The sequence below is a fragment of the Chryseobacterium sp. CT-SW4 genome (assembly GCF_048572715.1).
Classification (GTDB): Bacteria; Bacteroidota; Bacteroidia; order Flavobacteriales; family Weeksellaceae; genus Chryseobacterium.
On sequence record NZ_CP183840.1, the window covers coordinates 153,169 to 168,571 of the forward strand.

At 37.7% G+C, this 15,403-nt stretch carries 11 protein-coding genes; 9 read left to right on the plus strand and 2 right to left on the minus strand.

Going from position 1 to position 15,403, the window contains the following annotated elements; translation table 11 throughout:
- The first annotated feature begins 13 nt into the window (after positions 1–13).
- From coaBC to ABJ974_RS00725, 6 genes are all read left to right on the plus strand, one after another.
- Positions 14–1,213 carry a bifunctional phosphopantothenoylcysteine decarboxylase/phosphopantothenate--cysteine ligase CoaBC gene (gene coaBC / locus ABJ974_RS00700; RefSeq protein ID WP_419869477.1) on the plus strand — a complete coding sequence of 400 codons (1,200 nt, stop codon included), beginning with the start codon at positions 14–16 and terminating at the stop codon, positions 1,211–1,213.
- 36 nt (positions 1,214–1,249) lie between these two features.
- Positions 1,250–2,152: a type IX secretion system protein PorD gene (gene porD / locus ABJ974_RS00705; RefSeq protein WP_419869478.1), complete on the plus strand. Its 903-nt coding sequence runs from the start codon at positions 1,250–1,252 to the stop codon at positions 2,150–2,152.
- Between the two features lie 60 nt (positions 2,153–2,212).
- Positions 2,213–3,862, plus strand: a complete 1,650-nt coding sequence (locus ABJ974_RS00710; RefSeq protein ID WP_419869479.1) for a DNA repair protein RecN — start codon at positions 2,213–2,215, stop codon at positions 3,860–3,862.
- A 156-nt stretch (positions 3,863–4,018) separates the two neighbouring features.
- The gene (locus ABJ974_RS00715) at positions 4,019–5,485 is read left to right on the plus strand and encodes a DUF5687 family protein (protein WP_419869480.1); all 1,467 of its coding nucleotides are present in this window, start codon (positions 4,019–4,021) and stop codon (positions 5,483–5,485) included.
- Between the two features lie 9 nt (positions 5,486–5,494).
- On the plus strand, positions 5,495–6,199 hold the full coding sequence (locus ABJ974_RS00720; RefSeq protein ID WP_419869481.1) for an ABC transporter ATP-binding protein: 705 nt from the start codon (positions 5,495–5,497) through the stop codon (positions 6,197–6,199).
- Positions 6,200–6,224: 25 nt separating this feature from the next.
- Entirely contained in the window at positions 6,225–7,157 is a 933-nt protein-coding gene (locus ABJ974_RS00725) for a Dyp-type peroxidase (RefSeq protein ID WP_419869482.1), read from the plus strand.
- Between the two features lie 391 nt (positions 7,158–7,548).
- Here the strand turns inward: ABJ974_RS00725 and fumC are convergent, their stop codons facing one another.
- Positions 7,549–8,943: a class II fumarate hydratase gene (gene fumC, locus ABJ974_RS00730; RefSeq protein WP_419869483.1), complete on the minus strand. Its 1,395-nt coding sequence runs from the start codon at positions 8,941–8,943 to the stop codon at positions 7,549–7,551.
- A 137-nt stretch (positions 8,944–9,080) separates the two neighbouring features.
- Between fumC and ABJ974_RS00735 the strand changes: the two genes are divergently transcribed.
- From ABJ974_RS00735 to ABJ974_RS00745, 3 genes are all read left to right on the plus strand, one after another.
- Positions 9,081–10,688, plus strand: coding sequence for a fumarate hydratase (locus ABJ974_RS00735; RefSeq protein ID WP_419869484.1), 1,608 nt, complete (start codon positions 9,081–9,083; stop codon positions 10,686–10,688).
- Between the two features lie 93 nt (positions 10,689–10,781).
- Positions 10,782–11,063, plus strand: coding sequence for a hypothetical protein (locus ABJ974_RS00740; protein WP_419869485.1), 282 nt, complete (start codon positions 10,782–10,784; stop codon positions 11,061–11,063).
- Between the two features lie 321 nt (positions 11,064–11,384).
- Positions 11,385–14,222 (plus strand): alpha-amylase family glycosyl hydrolase, encoded by a 2,838-nt coding sequence (locus ABJ974_RS00745; protein WP_419869486.1) that lies wholly within the window; start codon positions 11,385–11,387, stop codon positions 14,220–14,222.
- 14 nt (positions 14,223–14,236) lie between these two features.
- On the opposite strand, the gene ABJ974_RS00750 is transcribed toward ABJ974_RS00745, so the two are convergent.
- Positions 14,237–15,400, minus strand: a complete 1,164-nt coding sequence (locus ABJ974_RS00750; protein WP_419869487.1) for a hypothetical protein — start codon at positions 15,398–15,400, stop codon at positions 14,237–14,239.
- Positions 15,401–15,403: the final 3 nt, after the last annotated feature.

Genomic DNA, 15,403 nt, shown 5'->3' on the forward strand with positions numbered 1-15,403 from the left:
AAAATTAAACTATATGAATATTGCAGGGAAAAAGATCCTGATTGCCGTTACGGGGGGAATTGCAGCCTATAAAATTCATTTTCTGATCCGTGATTTTATCAAAAAAGGAGCGGAAGTTCAGGTTATTATGACGCCGGATTCGGAAAATTTTGTAACTCAACTTAGCCTGTCAACCCTGTCTAAAAGACCTGTGTATTCAGATTTTTACGGTGATAACGGTACCTGGAACAGCCATGTGGAGTGGGCCTTATGGGCAGATGTAATGATCATAGCGCCCTGTACAGCCAATACATTGGCGAAAATGGTCCATGGTATATGCGATAATCTTGTGATAGCCACTTATATGTCCGCGAAATGCCCAGTTTTTATTGCTCCTGCAATGGATCTGGATATGTATCAGCATCCTTCGACCAAACAAAATCTCGAGTTGGCAGAAGACTTCGGGCATATTATCATTCCCGCAGAAAATGGGGAATTGGCAAGCGGACTGGTAGGACAGGGAAGAATGGCGGAGCCGGAAACTATTTCAGAAGCAATAGAATCATTCTTTACCCCTAACACCGGAAGCCTTGAAGGGAAAACCGTACTGATTACTGCCGGTCCTACCTATGAAGCCATTGATCCCGTCCGGTTCATAGGAAACCATTCTTCAGGAAAAATGGGCTTTTCACTGGCAGAAGAAGCAGCCAAAAGAGGAGCTAAAGTAATCCTGGTCTCCGGCCCGAGTTCTCAGAAGCCCGTTCATAAAAATATTGAACTTTATAGAGTGGTCTCAGCAAAAGAAATGCTTGAAAAGGTGTTCCAGTTCTATAAAAATACTGATATGGCCATTGCCAGCGCAGCTGTAGCTGACTATGCTCCCAAAGAAGTGGCCAAAGAAAAAATTAAAAAGAATGATGATAGCCTTACCATAGAACTGATAAAGAATCCTGACATTCTTAAAACAATGGGAGAGCAGAAAACCCATCAGTTTTTAGTAGGCTTTGCTTTGGAAACGCAGAATGAAGAAGAAAATGCCAAAGGAAAACTGGAAAAGAAAAACCTTGATATGATCATCCTCAATTCTCTGCGGGATGAAGGCGCCGGCTTTAGAAATGATACCAACAAAATAAAGATATTTACAAAAACCGATAAAAAGGAATTTGACCTTAAGTCCAAAACTGAAGTGGCAAAAGACATTTTCAATTTCATTGAAACTCAGTATTTAAAATAAATTTAATAAATTTCCGTTCTCAATTTTTACCTTATAATGAAAAAAATAATCAGCATATTCTTACTAGTATTTCTATTTAATCTGAGCTGGTCCCAGGAATTACTCGCAACGGTACAGGTCAATTCCCAGCAATTGGGAGGTAGTAACCAGCAGGCCTATAAAGCTCTGGAAAAAAGCCTTAGAGACTTTGTTAACAATACGAGCTGGACGGGTAAAAAGCTTCAGAACTTTGAAAAGATAAAAGCCAATTTTGCAGTTGTTTTAAGTGAAAAAAACGGAAACAACTATAAAGGAAGCATAGTGATTCAGGCAGTGCGTCCTGTTTATAACACCACTTATGAGTCACCCCTTATCAACCTTCAGGATACCAGATTTGCCTTTGAATACATAGAAAATGAAAATCTGATATTCAATGAACGTCAGTTCTCAGGGAAAAACCTCATTGATGTGGTAAGCTTTTACGTATACCTGATATTAGGGTATGATGCAGACAGTTTCCAGTCAATGGGAGGATCACAGTGGTTTGCAAAAGCACAACAGATTGCCCAGAATAGCCAGAACAGAGGATATGAAGGATGGAACCTGATCAATGAGCCGCGAAGCCGTACTATTTTAATAGGTGAAATTATCAACCCTAATATGAGTCAGCTGCGTGCTACTATGTATACCTATCACAGATCCGGACTGGATAATCTGTTCAACCAGGATCAGACAACAGCCAAGAAAGTTATTTTTGAATCTCTTATGAAGCTGAAAATGTATGAAAACTCATTCCAGCAGAATTATTTTTTCAACTTGTTTATGGATACCAAAAGTGATGAAATCTTTAATGTTTTCAATTCTGGAAATAACGGAGGTGTAGTTCTGAATGATCTTAAGCAGCTGATGATCACTTTTGCGCCTAAGTATACAGACTCTAAGTGGAATAAGTGGAAGTAATTCCCTTGAATACTGAAATCTAAACTCTATATTTGCATTACTTAAAGTAATTGCTGATCCATGCTTTCGAGAATCTTTATTAAAAATTTTGCATTAATTGATACCCTTGATGTTTCATTACATGATGGCTTACAGGTTATTACAGGTGAGACAGGAGCGGGTAAATCTATTATTTTAGGAGCTTTAAGACTTATTCTGGGTGAAAGGGCCGATTTGAAATCCATTTCCAATGCAGAAGAAAAAAGCGTGGTGGAAACGGAATTTGCTTTAAATAACAGATTTAAAAAATTCTTCATTGAAAATGATCTCGATTATGAGCATCAGACCATCATCAGACGGGAAATCCTTCCATCAGGAAAATCCAGGGCTTTTATTAATGACGTACCGGTAACCTTGGATATTCTTAAGGAACTTTCTTCCCAGCTCATCGATATTCATTCCCAGTTTGAAACCTCTAATCTTTTTACTTCGGAATATCAGTTTAAAATTATTGACGGGCTTTCTGAAAATAAAACCCTGATAGAAGAATATCAGCAGGAGTTTTTGGAATATCAGAGCTTGAAACTTCAGCTTAAAAAATTACAGAACCACCTTGAAGACAATAACAGGGAGAGAGATTATAAGCAGTTCCTTTTAAATGAGCTGGAAGAGCTGAGGTTGGATGATATTGATTATGAAGACTTGCAGGGACAGCTTTCCATCCAGGAAAATGCCGGAATGATCTCTGAAAATATTGCACAGATCCTATCCCGTTTTCATCAAGAAGAAATTGGTATTTTATCGTTTTTTAATGAAGCCAAAGCCAAACTTTCAAAAATAGCTGATGTTTCCGCAAGCTTTTCTGAACTTGATCAAAGGCTGGAAGAGTCTTTTGTAGAGTTAAAAGATATTATATCCGAATTGGAAAACGAATCGGAAAGAATAGAAGTAAATCCAGAAAACCTGGCACTGCTATCAGAACTGAATAATAAGATCAATGCTTTATTCCTTAAGCATAATGTTTCTGAGATCAACGAACTGAAAGACATCAGGGATCAGCTGGCTGGAGAACAGAAAGGAGCCGAAGAACTTGAAGCGTCCATTGCAGAAATAGAGCAGAATATTATTAATAAAGATAAAAAGCTGAAAACGTTTGCCGCCCAACTTTCAAAAAACAGAAAAGCAAGTATTCCGGTATTTGTACAAAAGGCGGAAGGACTCTTAAAAAAGCTTGGACTGGAAAAAGCAAAAGTGGATATACAGCTTGAAGATTCTCCCGAATTCAATTCCTTTGGAAAAGAAAATATTCAGCTTTTATTTCAGGCGAATTCCGGATTCCCTTTGAAGCCGATTCAAACGGCTATTTCCGGAGGAGAACGATCAAGGGTTATGCTGGCTGTAAAGAAAATTATTGCAGAAAGCGATGAGCTCCCTACCTTGATTCTTGATGAAATTGACACCGGAGTTTCTGGTAAGGTAGCGGAGGAAATTGGAAACCTTATGAGGGAAATGTCACAAGATATGCAGCTGATCGTTATTACTCACCTTGCACAGGTTGCTGCCAAAGGAAATAACAATTATAAAGTGGTGAAAGAAGATATTTCAGGAAAAACTCAATCTACTATCATAACTCTCAGTGAAGAAGAGAAGCTCAATGAAATTGCCCAGCTTCTCTCGGGAAGCAAAATTACCGAAGCAGCTTTAGCGCAGGCTAAAGAGCTGATAGGCTAGGCCAATAAAAGTATATTTCTCATCCCTATTAGTATAATCAACAAATAAAAGGAGGTCATATAGTGAATATTCTATAACAGAATTGAGGTAATCATAAGAAGTTCGTAAAGGTTGTAAAGTATTTTGTATTATCTTTACCCATCCAAAACCCTCAATATGTTTTTTAAATTTCTGAGATTAGAAATTAAAAGTTTTTTCAGAGGTACCTCAGTGGGGGTGAACCTTGTAATGAAAATTTTCCGGATCCTGGGAATTGTATACTTTATGACATGTCTCGTAATAGGTGCATTCGCTGCTTTCTTCTATGTATTGGAAGAAATGCATGAAGATCCTATGAAGATGGTATCAAGATATCTGGTGGTCCTATGGGTGCTGGACCTTATTTTTAAATATCTTATCCAGCAGATGTCCACCCAAAATATTAAGCCTTTTCTCACCCTTAATATTTCTAAAAGAATATTGGTCAACTATGCACTGATTAAAACATTTTTATCACCTCTCAGCTGGCTGAACTCTTTCTTCTTTATAAGTTTTTCTTTAATAGCTGTTTTTAACGGATATGATTTCGTGGGGGTATTAGCCTGGTTTATTGGAGTTTCAAGTTTATTTTACCTCAATAATTTCCTCAACATCCTGCTTAATAATAAAGAAAAAGCAGTATTCGGGATAGGGCTGATTATTGCCGTAGTGGCCGGTCTGGCTTACTATAAGCTCATTCCTGTTTTCACCTATTCGGAATCCTTTTTTTATAGTCTCTATGAACATCCGTATATAGCATTGGTTCCTCTTGCTTTATTTATTATGCTGTGGGCAGTCTGCTATCGGGCGATGAAGAAAGAATTTTACCTGGATCAGGGGTTGGAAGCTAAAAAAGCAGTTGGTAAAACAGAAAATATAGTGTTTCTGAATAAATATGGAGCCTTAGGGTCCTTTATCAATAACGACATTAAAATGTTAAGGAGAAATAAAGTGACCAAAGGGATTCTTCTGGGTAGCCTGATGTTTATCTTCTATGGATTGCTTATGTTCACTTCACCTATTTACAAAACCCCTTATATGATGATGTTTATGGGGCTTTTTGTGACAGGTGGCTTTCAGTTTCTTTTCGGACAGAGGGTGCCTTCATTTGACAGTTCTTATTATCCTTTAATGATGACTTTAAACGTTCCTTACAAGGAATACATCAAAGCGAAATGGTGGCTGATGAATATTGTTACCTGCTTTTCCATTATAATTGCCCTGTTTTATGCCTTCATCGGATGGGATGTTTATCTGACGTTCTTTGCGGCAGGGATATATAACATCGGGGTCAATTCTCAATTTACACTCTGGACCGGAGCATTCAATAAAAATCAGATTGATCTCAATTCTAAAGAAAAAGTAATGGGACAGAAAAATAGCTTTAATATGAAATCCCTATTACTGCTTATCCCTAAAATGCTCCTTCCAATGGCGGTATTCGGGATATCAAAATACTTCGGAGGAATGACAGCGGGAGTGATAAGTATTGCGATCCTTGGATTGGCGGGTTTTTTATTAAGGGAAAAGATATTCGATATCATCATAAGACATTATAAAAAAGAAAAATACAGTACCATTGAGGCTTTTAAAGCTAAAAATTGATATAATTAAATGATAACCATACATAACCTATCTAAAACTTACGGAGCAGCTACAGTCCTGAAAATCGATGATCTTACTATACCAGAAGGAGAAACCTTTGGACTGGTAGGAAACAATGGAGCAGGAAAGACCACTTTATTCAGCTTAATGCTGGACCTGATACAGCCCACCACCGGATTTGTAGAAATAGATAATATTAAAGTAAATGAATCCGAACTATGGAAAAGTAAAGTTTCCGCCTTTGTAGATGATACTTTCCTTATCGGGTATCTTACTCCTGAAGAATATTTTTACTTCGTGGGAGAGCTCAGGGGACAAAACAAAAATGCAGTGGACCAGTTCCTTACTCCGTTTCATGATTTTTTTAACGGAGAGATTTTAAAATCAGGAAAATATATCCGTGACCTGTCCAAAGGAAATCAGAAAAAAGTTGGGATCGTAGGAGCTATCATCGGGAACCCGAAGATTATCATCCTGGATGAGCCTTTTGCCAATCTGGATCCTTCGACCCAAATAAAACTGAAAAATTTAATTAAAGAATTATCCAAACAGGATGGGGTCACCTTTTTGATCTCCAGTCATGATCTTTCCCATACCACAGAAGTTTGTAACAGGATTGTCGTAGTCAATAAAGGACAGGTCGTTCGGGATATTAGAACAAATCCGGAGACCCTTAGAGATCTTGAACAATATTTTGCAGATCAGGTACAATAAAATTCAACTATAAAACACAAATGAAATGAGTGATTCACAAAATGTAACGGATTATCCTAATGCCAATACCATTTTTATGGTTTGGAAGCTGAAGGACAGCCCTCAGCTTAAAGAGAGTTTTCAAAGTCTATGCGCTTTAGTGCTCAATTTAAACAATTCTGTTTTCAACCGTTTTCCCGACAGCAATGCCAGCTGTATCATGGGGATCGGCTATGAAGCCTGGAAGAAACTGGACCTTCCTCAGCCGATGCCGAAAGAACTTTGCAATTTTGAGGCTATTAGAGGAACCAAACATATTGCGGTGTCTACTTCCGGAGACTTACATTTTCATTTAAGGGCAGATAATAAAAGTATTTGTTTCGATATGGCTATGGAAATATCCGATGCATTAAGTCCTGTGGCTGAAAGTGTTCTGGAAGTTCATGGATTCAAATATTGGGATGCACGTTCTATATTGGGCTTTGTAGACGGTACGGAAAATCCTCATGGAGAAGACAGGGATTATTTTGGTAAAGTAGGCGATGAAGATCCTGAGTATAAAGGGGGAAGCTACCTGTTCACCCAAAAATACCTTCATGATATGACAGCCTGGAAGAGTCTTTCGACCGAAGAACAGGAAAAAGTGATCGGAAGGTCAAAAGAAAAAGATATTGAAATGGCGGATGAGGTGAAACCATCCAATTCACATATTGCACTGGCTAATATTGAGGGTGAAAACGGGGAGGAATTAAAGATCATCCGGGATAATATGCCGTTTGGAAACCCGTCTGTTAATGAATTTGGAACTTATTTTATTGCTTATGCAAGTACTTTCAGTACTGTTCGTAAAATGCTTGTCAATATGTTTGTCGGAAATCCTCCGGGCAATTACGACAGGATTTTGGATTTCAGTACTGCGGTTACAGGAAGTCTTTTCTTTGTGCCAACCAGGGATTTGCTTGATAGTTTTTCCGGGTAGCGGAAATTTTTAAATAAAAAGGCCGGAGAAACTCTCCGGCCTTTACCTCTTCTTTTTTCCTTTTATTTAATCATTAATTAATTCCTGAGTCACACATTTCTACGGGTACCAGACATAAAGTGGAGTTACAGGGATTCCCGTTAGGGATTTGCAGGCAACACCCATGGTAGCCGTTCCATGTGATATGATATAAATTGTTAGGGCAGGAATGCCCGCCCATAACGGACTTTAGGCTTTGCCGATCTAATTTTTCAGCTTTCTTTAAAAGATTCCCTGGCATAGTAGTTAGTTTTTAGGTTTAGTTTTTACTTCACTAAGTTAGGAAAAAATTACTTTTAAAAATGCTTTTTTAGATAATTTATATCATTGACAATTAGATTTTTATAAAGTCCTATTTCAAACTTCCCACCATGTCTTCGGGTTTTACCCATTCATCAAACTGTTCAGCGGTTAGTAAACCCAGATTTACAGCCTCTTCTTTTAAAGTAGTTCCGTTTTTATGAGCGGTTTTTGCAATTTTAGCTGCATTTTCATATCCGATATGGGTATTCAGTGCGGTTACCAGCATCAGGGATTTGTCTACCAGCTCTTTAATTCTTTCATAATTAGGCTCAATACCCACCGCACAATGATCATTAAATGAAATACAGGCATCGGCAATCAGCTGTGCGGATTGTAAAAAATTAAATGCCATCACAGGTTTGAAAACATTGAGCTCATAATTTCCCTGGGTTCCGGCAAATGAAATAGTGGTATCATTCCCTAATACCTGAGCGCAAACCATGGTCATTGCTTCATTTTGGGTAGGATTCACCTTTCCGGGCATGATAGAAGATCCAGGTTCATTTTCAGGAATGTGAATTTCACCGATTCCCGAACGGGGTCCGGATGCCAATAATCTGATATCCTGGGCAATTTTAAATAATGAAACGGCTAATTGCTTTAAAGCTCCGTGAGATTCCACGATAGCATCATGAGCAGCCAAAGCTTCAAATTTATTTTCTGCCGTGATAAAAGGATGACTGGTAAATTTCGCAATATATTCCGCCACTTTTACATCATATCCTTTAGGCGTATTAAGACCTGTTCCTACCGCAGTTCCTCCCAAAGCTAGTTCAGATAAGTGAGGTAAGGTATTTTTTAAGGCTCTCAATCCGAACTCCAGCTGAGCTACATATCCTGAAAATTCCTGTCCCAGCGTTAAGGGAGTTGCATCCATTAAGTGGGTTCTTCCTATTTTAACTACATCTTTAAAGGCCTTAGATTTCTCTGCCAATGTATTTTTTAATTTTTCTACTGCCGGAATTGTTGTTTCCACTACCTTTTTATAAGCGGCAATGTGCATGGCAGTAGGATAAGTATCGTTTGAAGACTGGGATTTGTTGACATCATCATTAGGGTGAATCTCAGACTTTTCGCCTAATTTTCCCCCATTATTTACATGAGCCCTGTTCGAGATCACCTCGTTTACATTCATATTGGACTGGGTTCCGGAACCTGTTTGCCAGATTACCAGCGGAAACTGGTCATTCAGTTTTCCTTCCAGGATTTCCTCACATACTTGAGCGATCATATCTCTTTTTTCAGAAGGAAGAACGCCCAGTTCCGTATTCGCATAGGCGGCAGCCTTTTTCAGATAAGCAAATGCTTCAATGATTTCATGAGGCATGGAACCTTCCGGTCCTATTTTAAAATTATTTCTTGAACGCTCAGTCTGTGCTCCCCAAAACTTGTCAGCAGGCACCTGCACTTCTCCCATAGTGTCTTTTTCTATTCTGTAATTCATAGAGGTTTAAATTTTTATAAAAATAATGATTACATGGAAATTTTACAATTTATAATGATTATAAATATCTATTAAGAATTCGGATTTCACTTATCTTTTCTTATGCATGTTTTATTTTTGTATAAAGAAAAAGTAGAATGGAATTTATATATCAGGATCCGTATCCGATTCAGAAAGATGATACGGAATATAAAAAGCTTACCTCGGACTATGTAAAAGTTGAAACCCTGGGAAACAGAGAAATTTTAACAGTAGATCCTCAAGGGCTGGAATTACTTGCAGAAGAAGCCATGGCGGATGTTTCTTTCATGTTAAGGTCCTCTCATCTTGAAAGCCTCAGAAATATTATTGATGATCCGGAAGCTACGGATAATGATAGATTTGTAGCCTATAACCTTTTACAGAATGCTGCGGTGGCTGCTGACGGAGCTCTTCCTTCCTGCCAGGATACGGGAACGGCTATTGTAATGGGTAAAAAAGGAGAAAATGTATATACAGGAGTGGATGACGGAGAATATCTGAGTAGAGGAATTTACAATACCTACCAGAAAAGAAACCTGAGATATTCACAGGTGGTTCCGTTAACCATGTTTGATGAAAAGAACTCCGGTTCCAATTTGCCGGCTCAGATAGATCTTTATACTAAGAAAGGCAGCTCCTATGATTTCCTTTTTCTTACCAAAGGAGGAGGTTCTGCGAATAAAACGTTCTTATACCAGAAAACAAAATCTTTACTTAACGAAAAATCTCTTGAAGAGTTCATAAAAGAAAAAATATCCGATCTCGGTACGGCAGCGTGTCCGCCTTATCACCTTGCTTTGGTTATCGGAGGAACTTCTGCGGAGGCTAATCTTGCAGCAGTAAAAAAAGCTTCGGCTAAATATTACGATAATTTACCTACCTCCGGAAATGAAGCAGGGCAGGCATTCAGAGATCTTGAATGGGAAGCTAAAGTTCAGAAAATCTGTCAGGAAAGTGCTATCGGGGCACAGTTCGGAGGAAAATATCTTACCCATGATGTGAGGGTGATCAGACTTCCCCGTCATGCGGCATCGTGTCCTGTAGGAATGGGAGTTTCCTGTTCGGCAGACCGGAATATAAAAGGAAAAATTACCAAAGAAGGAATCTTCCTGGAACAGCTGGAAACCAATCCTAAGCGGTTTTTACCGGAAACACCCCCACATCTAGAAGAAGCTGTGGAGATCAATCTGAACAGACCGATGCCGGAAGTATTGGCTGAACTTTCCCAATATCCCATTAAAACAAGATTAAAGCTTAACGGTACCCTGATCGTTGCGAGGGATATCGCCCATGCAAAAATCAAAGAACTGATTGACAGTGGAAAACCGATGCCGGAATACTTTAAAAATCATCCTGTTTATTATGCAGGTCCTGCAAAAACTCCGGAAGGAATGGCTTCGGGAAGCTTCGGACCTACTACTGCTGGAAGGATGGATGTGTATGTAGATGAATTTCAGAGTCATGGAGGAAGTATGATTATGCTGGCAAAAGGAAACAGAAGTAAAGATGTAACCGATGCCTGTAAAAAGTACGGAGGATTTTATCTCGGTTCCATCGGAGGTCCTGCCGCGATCCTTGCAAAAGACAATATCCTGTCCGTTGAGGTAGTGGACTTTCCTGAGCTGGGAATGGAAGCAGTGAGGAAAATTGAAGTAAAAGATTTCCCTGCGTTTATCATTACAGATGACAAAGGCAATGACTTTTTTGCGGATCTCGCTCACTAATTAGTTTATATTTAAAATAAATAATAAAAAATAGAGACTATATCTTTTGCTAAAAAAGAAAAAAGTCTTAATTTTGCTTAAAATATTAGAAAAATGATGTTATCAGCATTTTGGCCGTTTTATCAGTTCCTTTGGACAGTTTACTTTATTACAATGTTTTTAGTCGGGTTCTGGTGTATTTTAATGTTTTTCGGATTGGTAATTCCAATGTGGTTAACTGAAGGATTAATGGAATACTTTGGAAAAGTAAAACCTTTTGATCCTGAAGAAGTTAAAAGAAAAAACATTTACGAGCAGGAAGGTGTGGAAGTAATCTACAACCAGCCAAAAGGACACGGTCCATTCTTACATCATGATGATCACGGACATCATTAATTATTTTGGATGTCATTACTTTTTCTCCTGAATTTTGAAAAAGTAATATTCAAAGCAAAAACAACATATATAAAGCCACTTTTTTAAGTGGCTTTTTTTTATTCATTTCTTAAAGCTTCAGAAGCTATTGGAATTAAAACAGAGCATTCGGAAAAGCAGGTAAATCCAAGTAAATTTATTTTTTAGTAATATCTCATGCAGGCGAGTGATTGCATAAGACTGGGATATATTGTTATTTAAATAACTAAATTATACTTTATGTATTATAAATTTAAAAAAATAAATTATTTTAGCTGAAATATTAATAAACTATATTTTAATATGGAAAAGATTTACTCTGGGATTTTAGTTTTTCTTGCGACATTTTTATTCGGCCAGATTAATTATACAATCAGTCCTAATCCATTCAATGAAACAGATCAGATTACATTAACGATTCCCGGTGATCAAATAGATGAAAGTGCATGGGGAGTCACCAATAATGCCGTCTATATGTGGTCCTGGTCACTGGACACCAATTATGGAAACAGTATGGATTGCCCTACAAACGGAAGCTGGAATGATTCCAATGATCAGAATAAGCTTACTTATAATTCGGCTACGGATAGTTATTCCATTACATTTACTCCGGTTACCTTTTACAACCGAACAGGGATTGGAAGATTTGGATTTTTATTAAAAGATAAAAACGGTTCCCACCAGACGTCTGATGTATTTGTAAATGTAGGAACGCTAAGTTTAACGCTCACCAACCCTACATCCAATAGCTTAACATCCGTACCGGCGGGAAATTCCATATCCATTACGGCAACTACGAATGTAAATGCCACTTTCCAGTTGAAAGCCAACGGAATAGTGGTAAATTCCACATCAGTTCCTTCAAATTCATATTCTTACTCCTATACGGTAAATGAAGACGCCAACATGGAACTGATTGCCACAGATGCCAACTCTTACTCCAAAAACGCCACCTTTATCCTGCAAATTCCAAGAACAGTAATTTCTGAAGCGATTCCTGCCTGGATAAGACAGGGGATCAATTATCATCCTACCGACAATACCAAAGTGGGTTTAGCTTTATATGCTCCTTTTAAAGATTTTGTACATGTGATAGGTAGCTTTAATAACTGGACTGTTAATGATAATTTTTTAATGAAAAGGGATACTGCCAATCCCGATTTATACTGGATTGAATTAAGCGGATTAACACCGGCTCAATTATATACTTTCCAGTACAGAACCAATGATTTAAGAAAAGTGGCGGATCCTTTTTCTCCGCAGATTTTGTCTTCTTATGATGATCAGTGGATTTCTGCATCCACATATCCCAATATGCCCGCCTTTCCGGCAGGTCAGGATTTTGAGGTTTCCATGTTTAAAACCACACAGCCTTCCTATAACTGGCAGGTAACTAATTTCCAAAGACCTGATAAAGAAAATTTAATTGTATATGAACTACTGCTTAGAGATTTTACGCAGGAAAAAAACTGGCAGTCATTGATTGATAAGATTTTATATCTTAAAAATTTGAATATCAATGCGGTGGAGCTTCTTCCTGTCATGGAGTTTGAAGGAAACCTTTCATGGGGATATAATACATCATTTCATTATGCCCTGGATAAAGCGTATGGAACTCCTGAAAAATTCAAGGAATTTGTGGATGTGTGCCATCAGAATGGAATTGCCGTAATTCTGGATATTGCTTTTAATCATGCTACCGGGAGATCTCCATTGGTAAGACTTTGGAATATCGATCCCGACTATGACGGATATGGTGATGTGGCTGCGAACAATCCTTATTTCAATCAGGTGCCTAAGCATTCCTATAATGTATTTAATGATTTCAACCACACCAGTACGGCTACTCGCTATTATGTGGAAAGAACTCTGGAACAGTGGCTTACGGAATATAAAGTGGACGGGTTCCGATGGGATCTTACCAAAGGATTTACGCAGAACTGCTCGGAAAATGATGAAGCCTGTACGAATGCTTATCAGCAGGACAGGGTAGATATTCTGAAATATTATGCTGATAAACAATGGGGAATTGATCCTGACTCCTATATGATTTTTGAACATCTTGGTACGGATGCAGAAGAGCAGCAGTGGGCCAATTACAGAATAGCGGAAGGAAAAGGAGTAATGCTTTGGAACAAGCAAACGGATCCGTATAATCAGAATACGATGGGTTATAAAGAAAACAGTAACTACGACAGGATGGATCATGAGCTTCACGGCTTTACCAATAAATATGCAGTGGGCTACGGGGAAAGTCATGATGAGGAAAGGCTTATGTTTAAAAATCTAGCCTATGGAGCCGTAAACGGAACCTATGATGTGAAAAACCTTAATACAGCTTTAGATAGAATGAAAACCTTTGGGGCAACATTCTTTACTATTCCCGGACCTAAAATGATATGGCAGTTTGGTGAACTTGGTTATGAATTTAGTATTAACCGTTGTGCTGACGGTTCCATTAGCTCAGGATGCAGAACAGATGAAAAGCCGGTAGCCTTTACTTTGGGATATGATACCAATACCAACAGGAAGTCCATATATGATACCTGGGCGCAGATTATCAGTATCAGGAATTCTTATCCCGTATTCCAGTCCAAAACCTATACCGTTGAGTCTAATAATCTCACGAACAATCCTAATGGTTTGATTACCAGAATCTATGTGTATGATGACTCTATTACGAACGGGGTTAAAAATATTGTGGTAATTGCTAACTACGACACATCTTCACAAAATGTAATTCCTTATTTCCCCTATGCCGGTCAGTGGAAAAACCTTATGGATAATACCATTTCCAACATTACATCTACTACAACTCCCATCACTTTGGCTCCGGGAGAATTTAAGATTTTTGGAAATTATACGGGAAGCTTATCTGTCATCGATGAAAATGCAGGAAATAAACTATCTCTTCAGATAGCAGAAAATCCGGTGAGAAATGGAACTGCCAAGTTGGTTTACCATAAAGTAAATAACGGACAAATCGTTATCTATGATACGGGTGGAAAGAAAATAGACTCCTTTCAGCTGAAAGGGTCGGAAGGAACATATGAAAAGCGGGTGAATTATCCGTCGGGAACTTATTTGATTCATTTAAACACAGATACAGGAATTGCTATTCAAAAGATGATCATCCCATAAAAAAGAGAGACTGTTTAAGCAGTCTCTTTTTTTGATAAAAATTTGAAGATTGTTGAGCTTAGGTTTTTTACCATGTTAAAGAGAACCAGATAAAAAACCGCCGTTATAATAAAATGCTCAGGTATTGAGATATAAGTAAATTGTAAAGTCAAAACAAGCTTACCTATATTCCACAATGCAATAGGGAAATAGAGAATTTCTTTCCAGTAGAACAAAACCTGGAAAACAATAAAATAGGTAAGGATAAGAGTATTAAAAATCCCGTAAATTAAAAGAAAAACCTTCTTCTCTCTTTTTTGTTGAATCCATTGAAAAGGATTTTGGATAAAAGCTTTTACTTCCGCACCTGATTTTTCCAACAGGTTGGAGGTAGAGGTGATATCGGAAAGCAGCCAGTATCCATCGGATCTGATAAAAGGAAAAACTTGTATCATACAATATAGAGCTGTAAAATAAGAAAGAAACAGGGCTGTATCGTTTTCGGTCAGCCAATAAATGATAAAAAAACAGAGCATACACCATAGTTGCATATAAATACCTGCGAGATTGGTGATGATACGTTCTTGCTTACTGCCATGCCATATGGCAGAAATATTAGAATAAAGAACAGGAAATAAAAAATAAATTCCAAATCCGATTTCACCATTTTGTTGAGTATACTTTTTACAGGCTGCGATATGGCCTAGCTCATGAATAAAAATACTAACTGAATAAAAAATAAAGATCCATAAAGGAGAAATATTCTGATAAGAAACAGGAGCTTTAAAAATGATTAAAAACCCTGATAAACATAATAAGGGGAAAGTAATCCAAAAAAATACTTTGTTAAAGAAAAACAGTATATAATTTGCTATCTGTCCTGCCTGGCCTGAGCTTAATAAGGTTTTCTGGAAGTTAAGAAATCCTTTGGTATTCCTTTTTTTCTGTGAAGAATTAAAAATAGGAATTCCGGCAAATAATGCTTCTGTAAAATGAATAAATTTTTTCTCATTCAGATCTGTGTTTTGAAAATCAGCATTAAAAACATGATAGGCTTCCTGATAGTCTTTGGAGGAGGAAAGAATTTCAAGAAGCTTTTTGGCGTCAGTATTAATAATAAAATAATCCCCGGAAATTTCTAATATCCATTTTCCGTCGGAGTAGGGAGAGATAATATATTCAGTTTGAATTAAGGGCATAAT

What these genes read in the sequence shown, in the direction of transcription:
- coaBC (WP_419869477.1), top strand. Translation starts at nt 14, where the DNA reads ATGAATATTGCAGGGAAAAAGATCCTGATTGCCGTTACGGGGGGAATT.
- porD (WP_419869478.1), top strand. Translation starts at nt 1,250, where the DNA reads ATGAAAAAAATAATCAGCATATTCTTACTAGTATTTCTATTTAATCTG.
- ABJ974_RS00710 (WP_419869479.1), top strand. Translation starts at nt 2,213, where the DNA reads ATGCTTTCGAGAATCTTTATTAAAAATTTTGCATTAATTGATACCCTT.
- ABJ974_RS00715 (WP_419869480.1), top strand. Translation starts at nt 4,019, where the DNA reads ATGTTTTTTAAATTTCTGAGATTAGAAATTAAAAGTTTTTTCAGAGGT.
- ABJ974_RS00720 (WP_419869481.1), top strand. Translation starts at nt 5,495, where the DNA reads ATGATAACCATACATAACCTATCTAAAACTTACGGAGCAGCTACAGTC.
- ABJ974_RS00725 (WP_419869482.1), top strand. Translation starts at nt 6,225, where the DNA reads ATGAGTGATTCACAAAATGTAACGGATTATCCTAATGCCAATACCATT.
- fumC (WP_419869483.1), bottom strand. Translation starts at nt 8,943, where the DNA reads ATGAATTACAGAATAGAAAAAGACACTATGGGAGAAGTGCAGGTGCCT.
- ABJ974_RS00735 (WP_419869484.1), top strand. Translation starts at nt 9,081, where the DNA reads ATGGAATTTATATATCAGGATCCGTATCCGATTCAGAAAGATGATACG.
- ABJ974_RS00740 (WP_419869485.1), top strand. Translation starts at nt 10,782, where the DNA reads ATGATGTTATCAGCATTTTGGCCGTTTTATCAGTTCCTTTGGACAGTT.
- ABJ974_RS00745 (WP_419869486.1), top strand. Translation starts at nt 11,385, where the DNA reads ATGGAAAAGATTTACTCTGGGATTTTAGTTTTTCTTGCGACATTTTTA.
- ABJ974_RS00750 (WP_419869487.1), bottom strand. Translation starts at nt 15,400, where the DNA reads ATGCCCTTAATTCAAACTGAATATATTATCTCTCCCTACTCCGACGGA.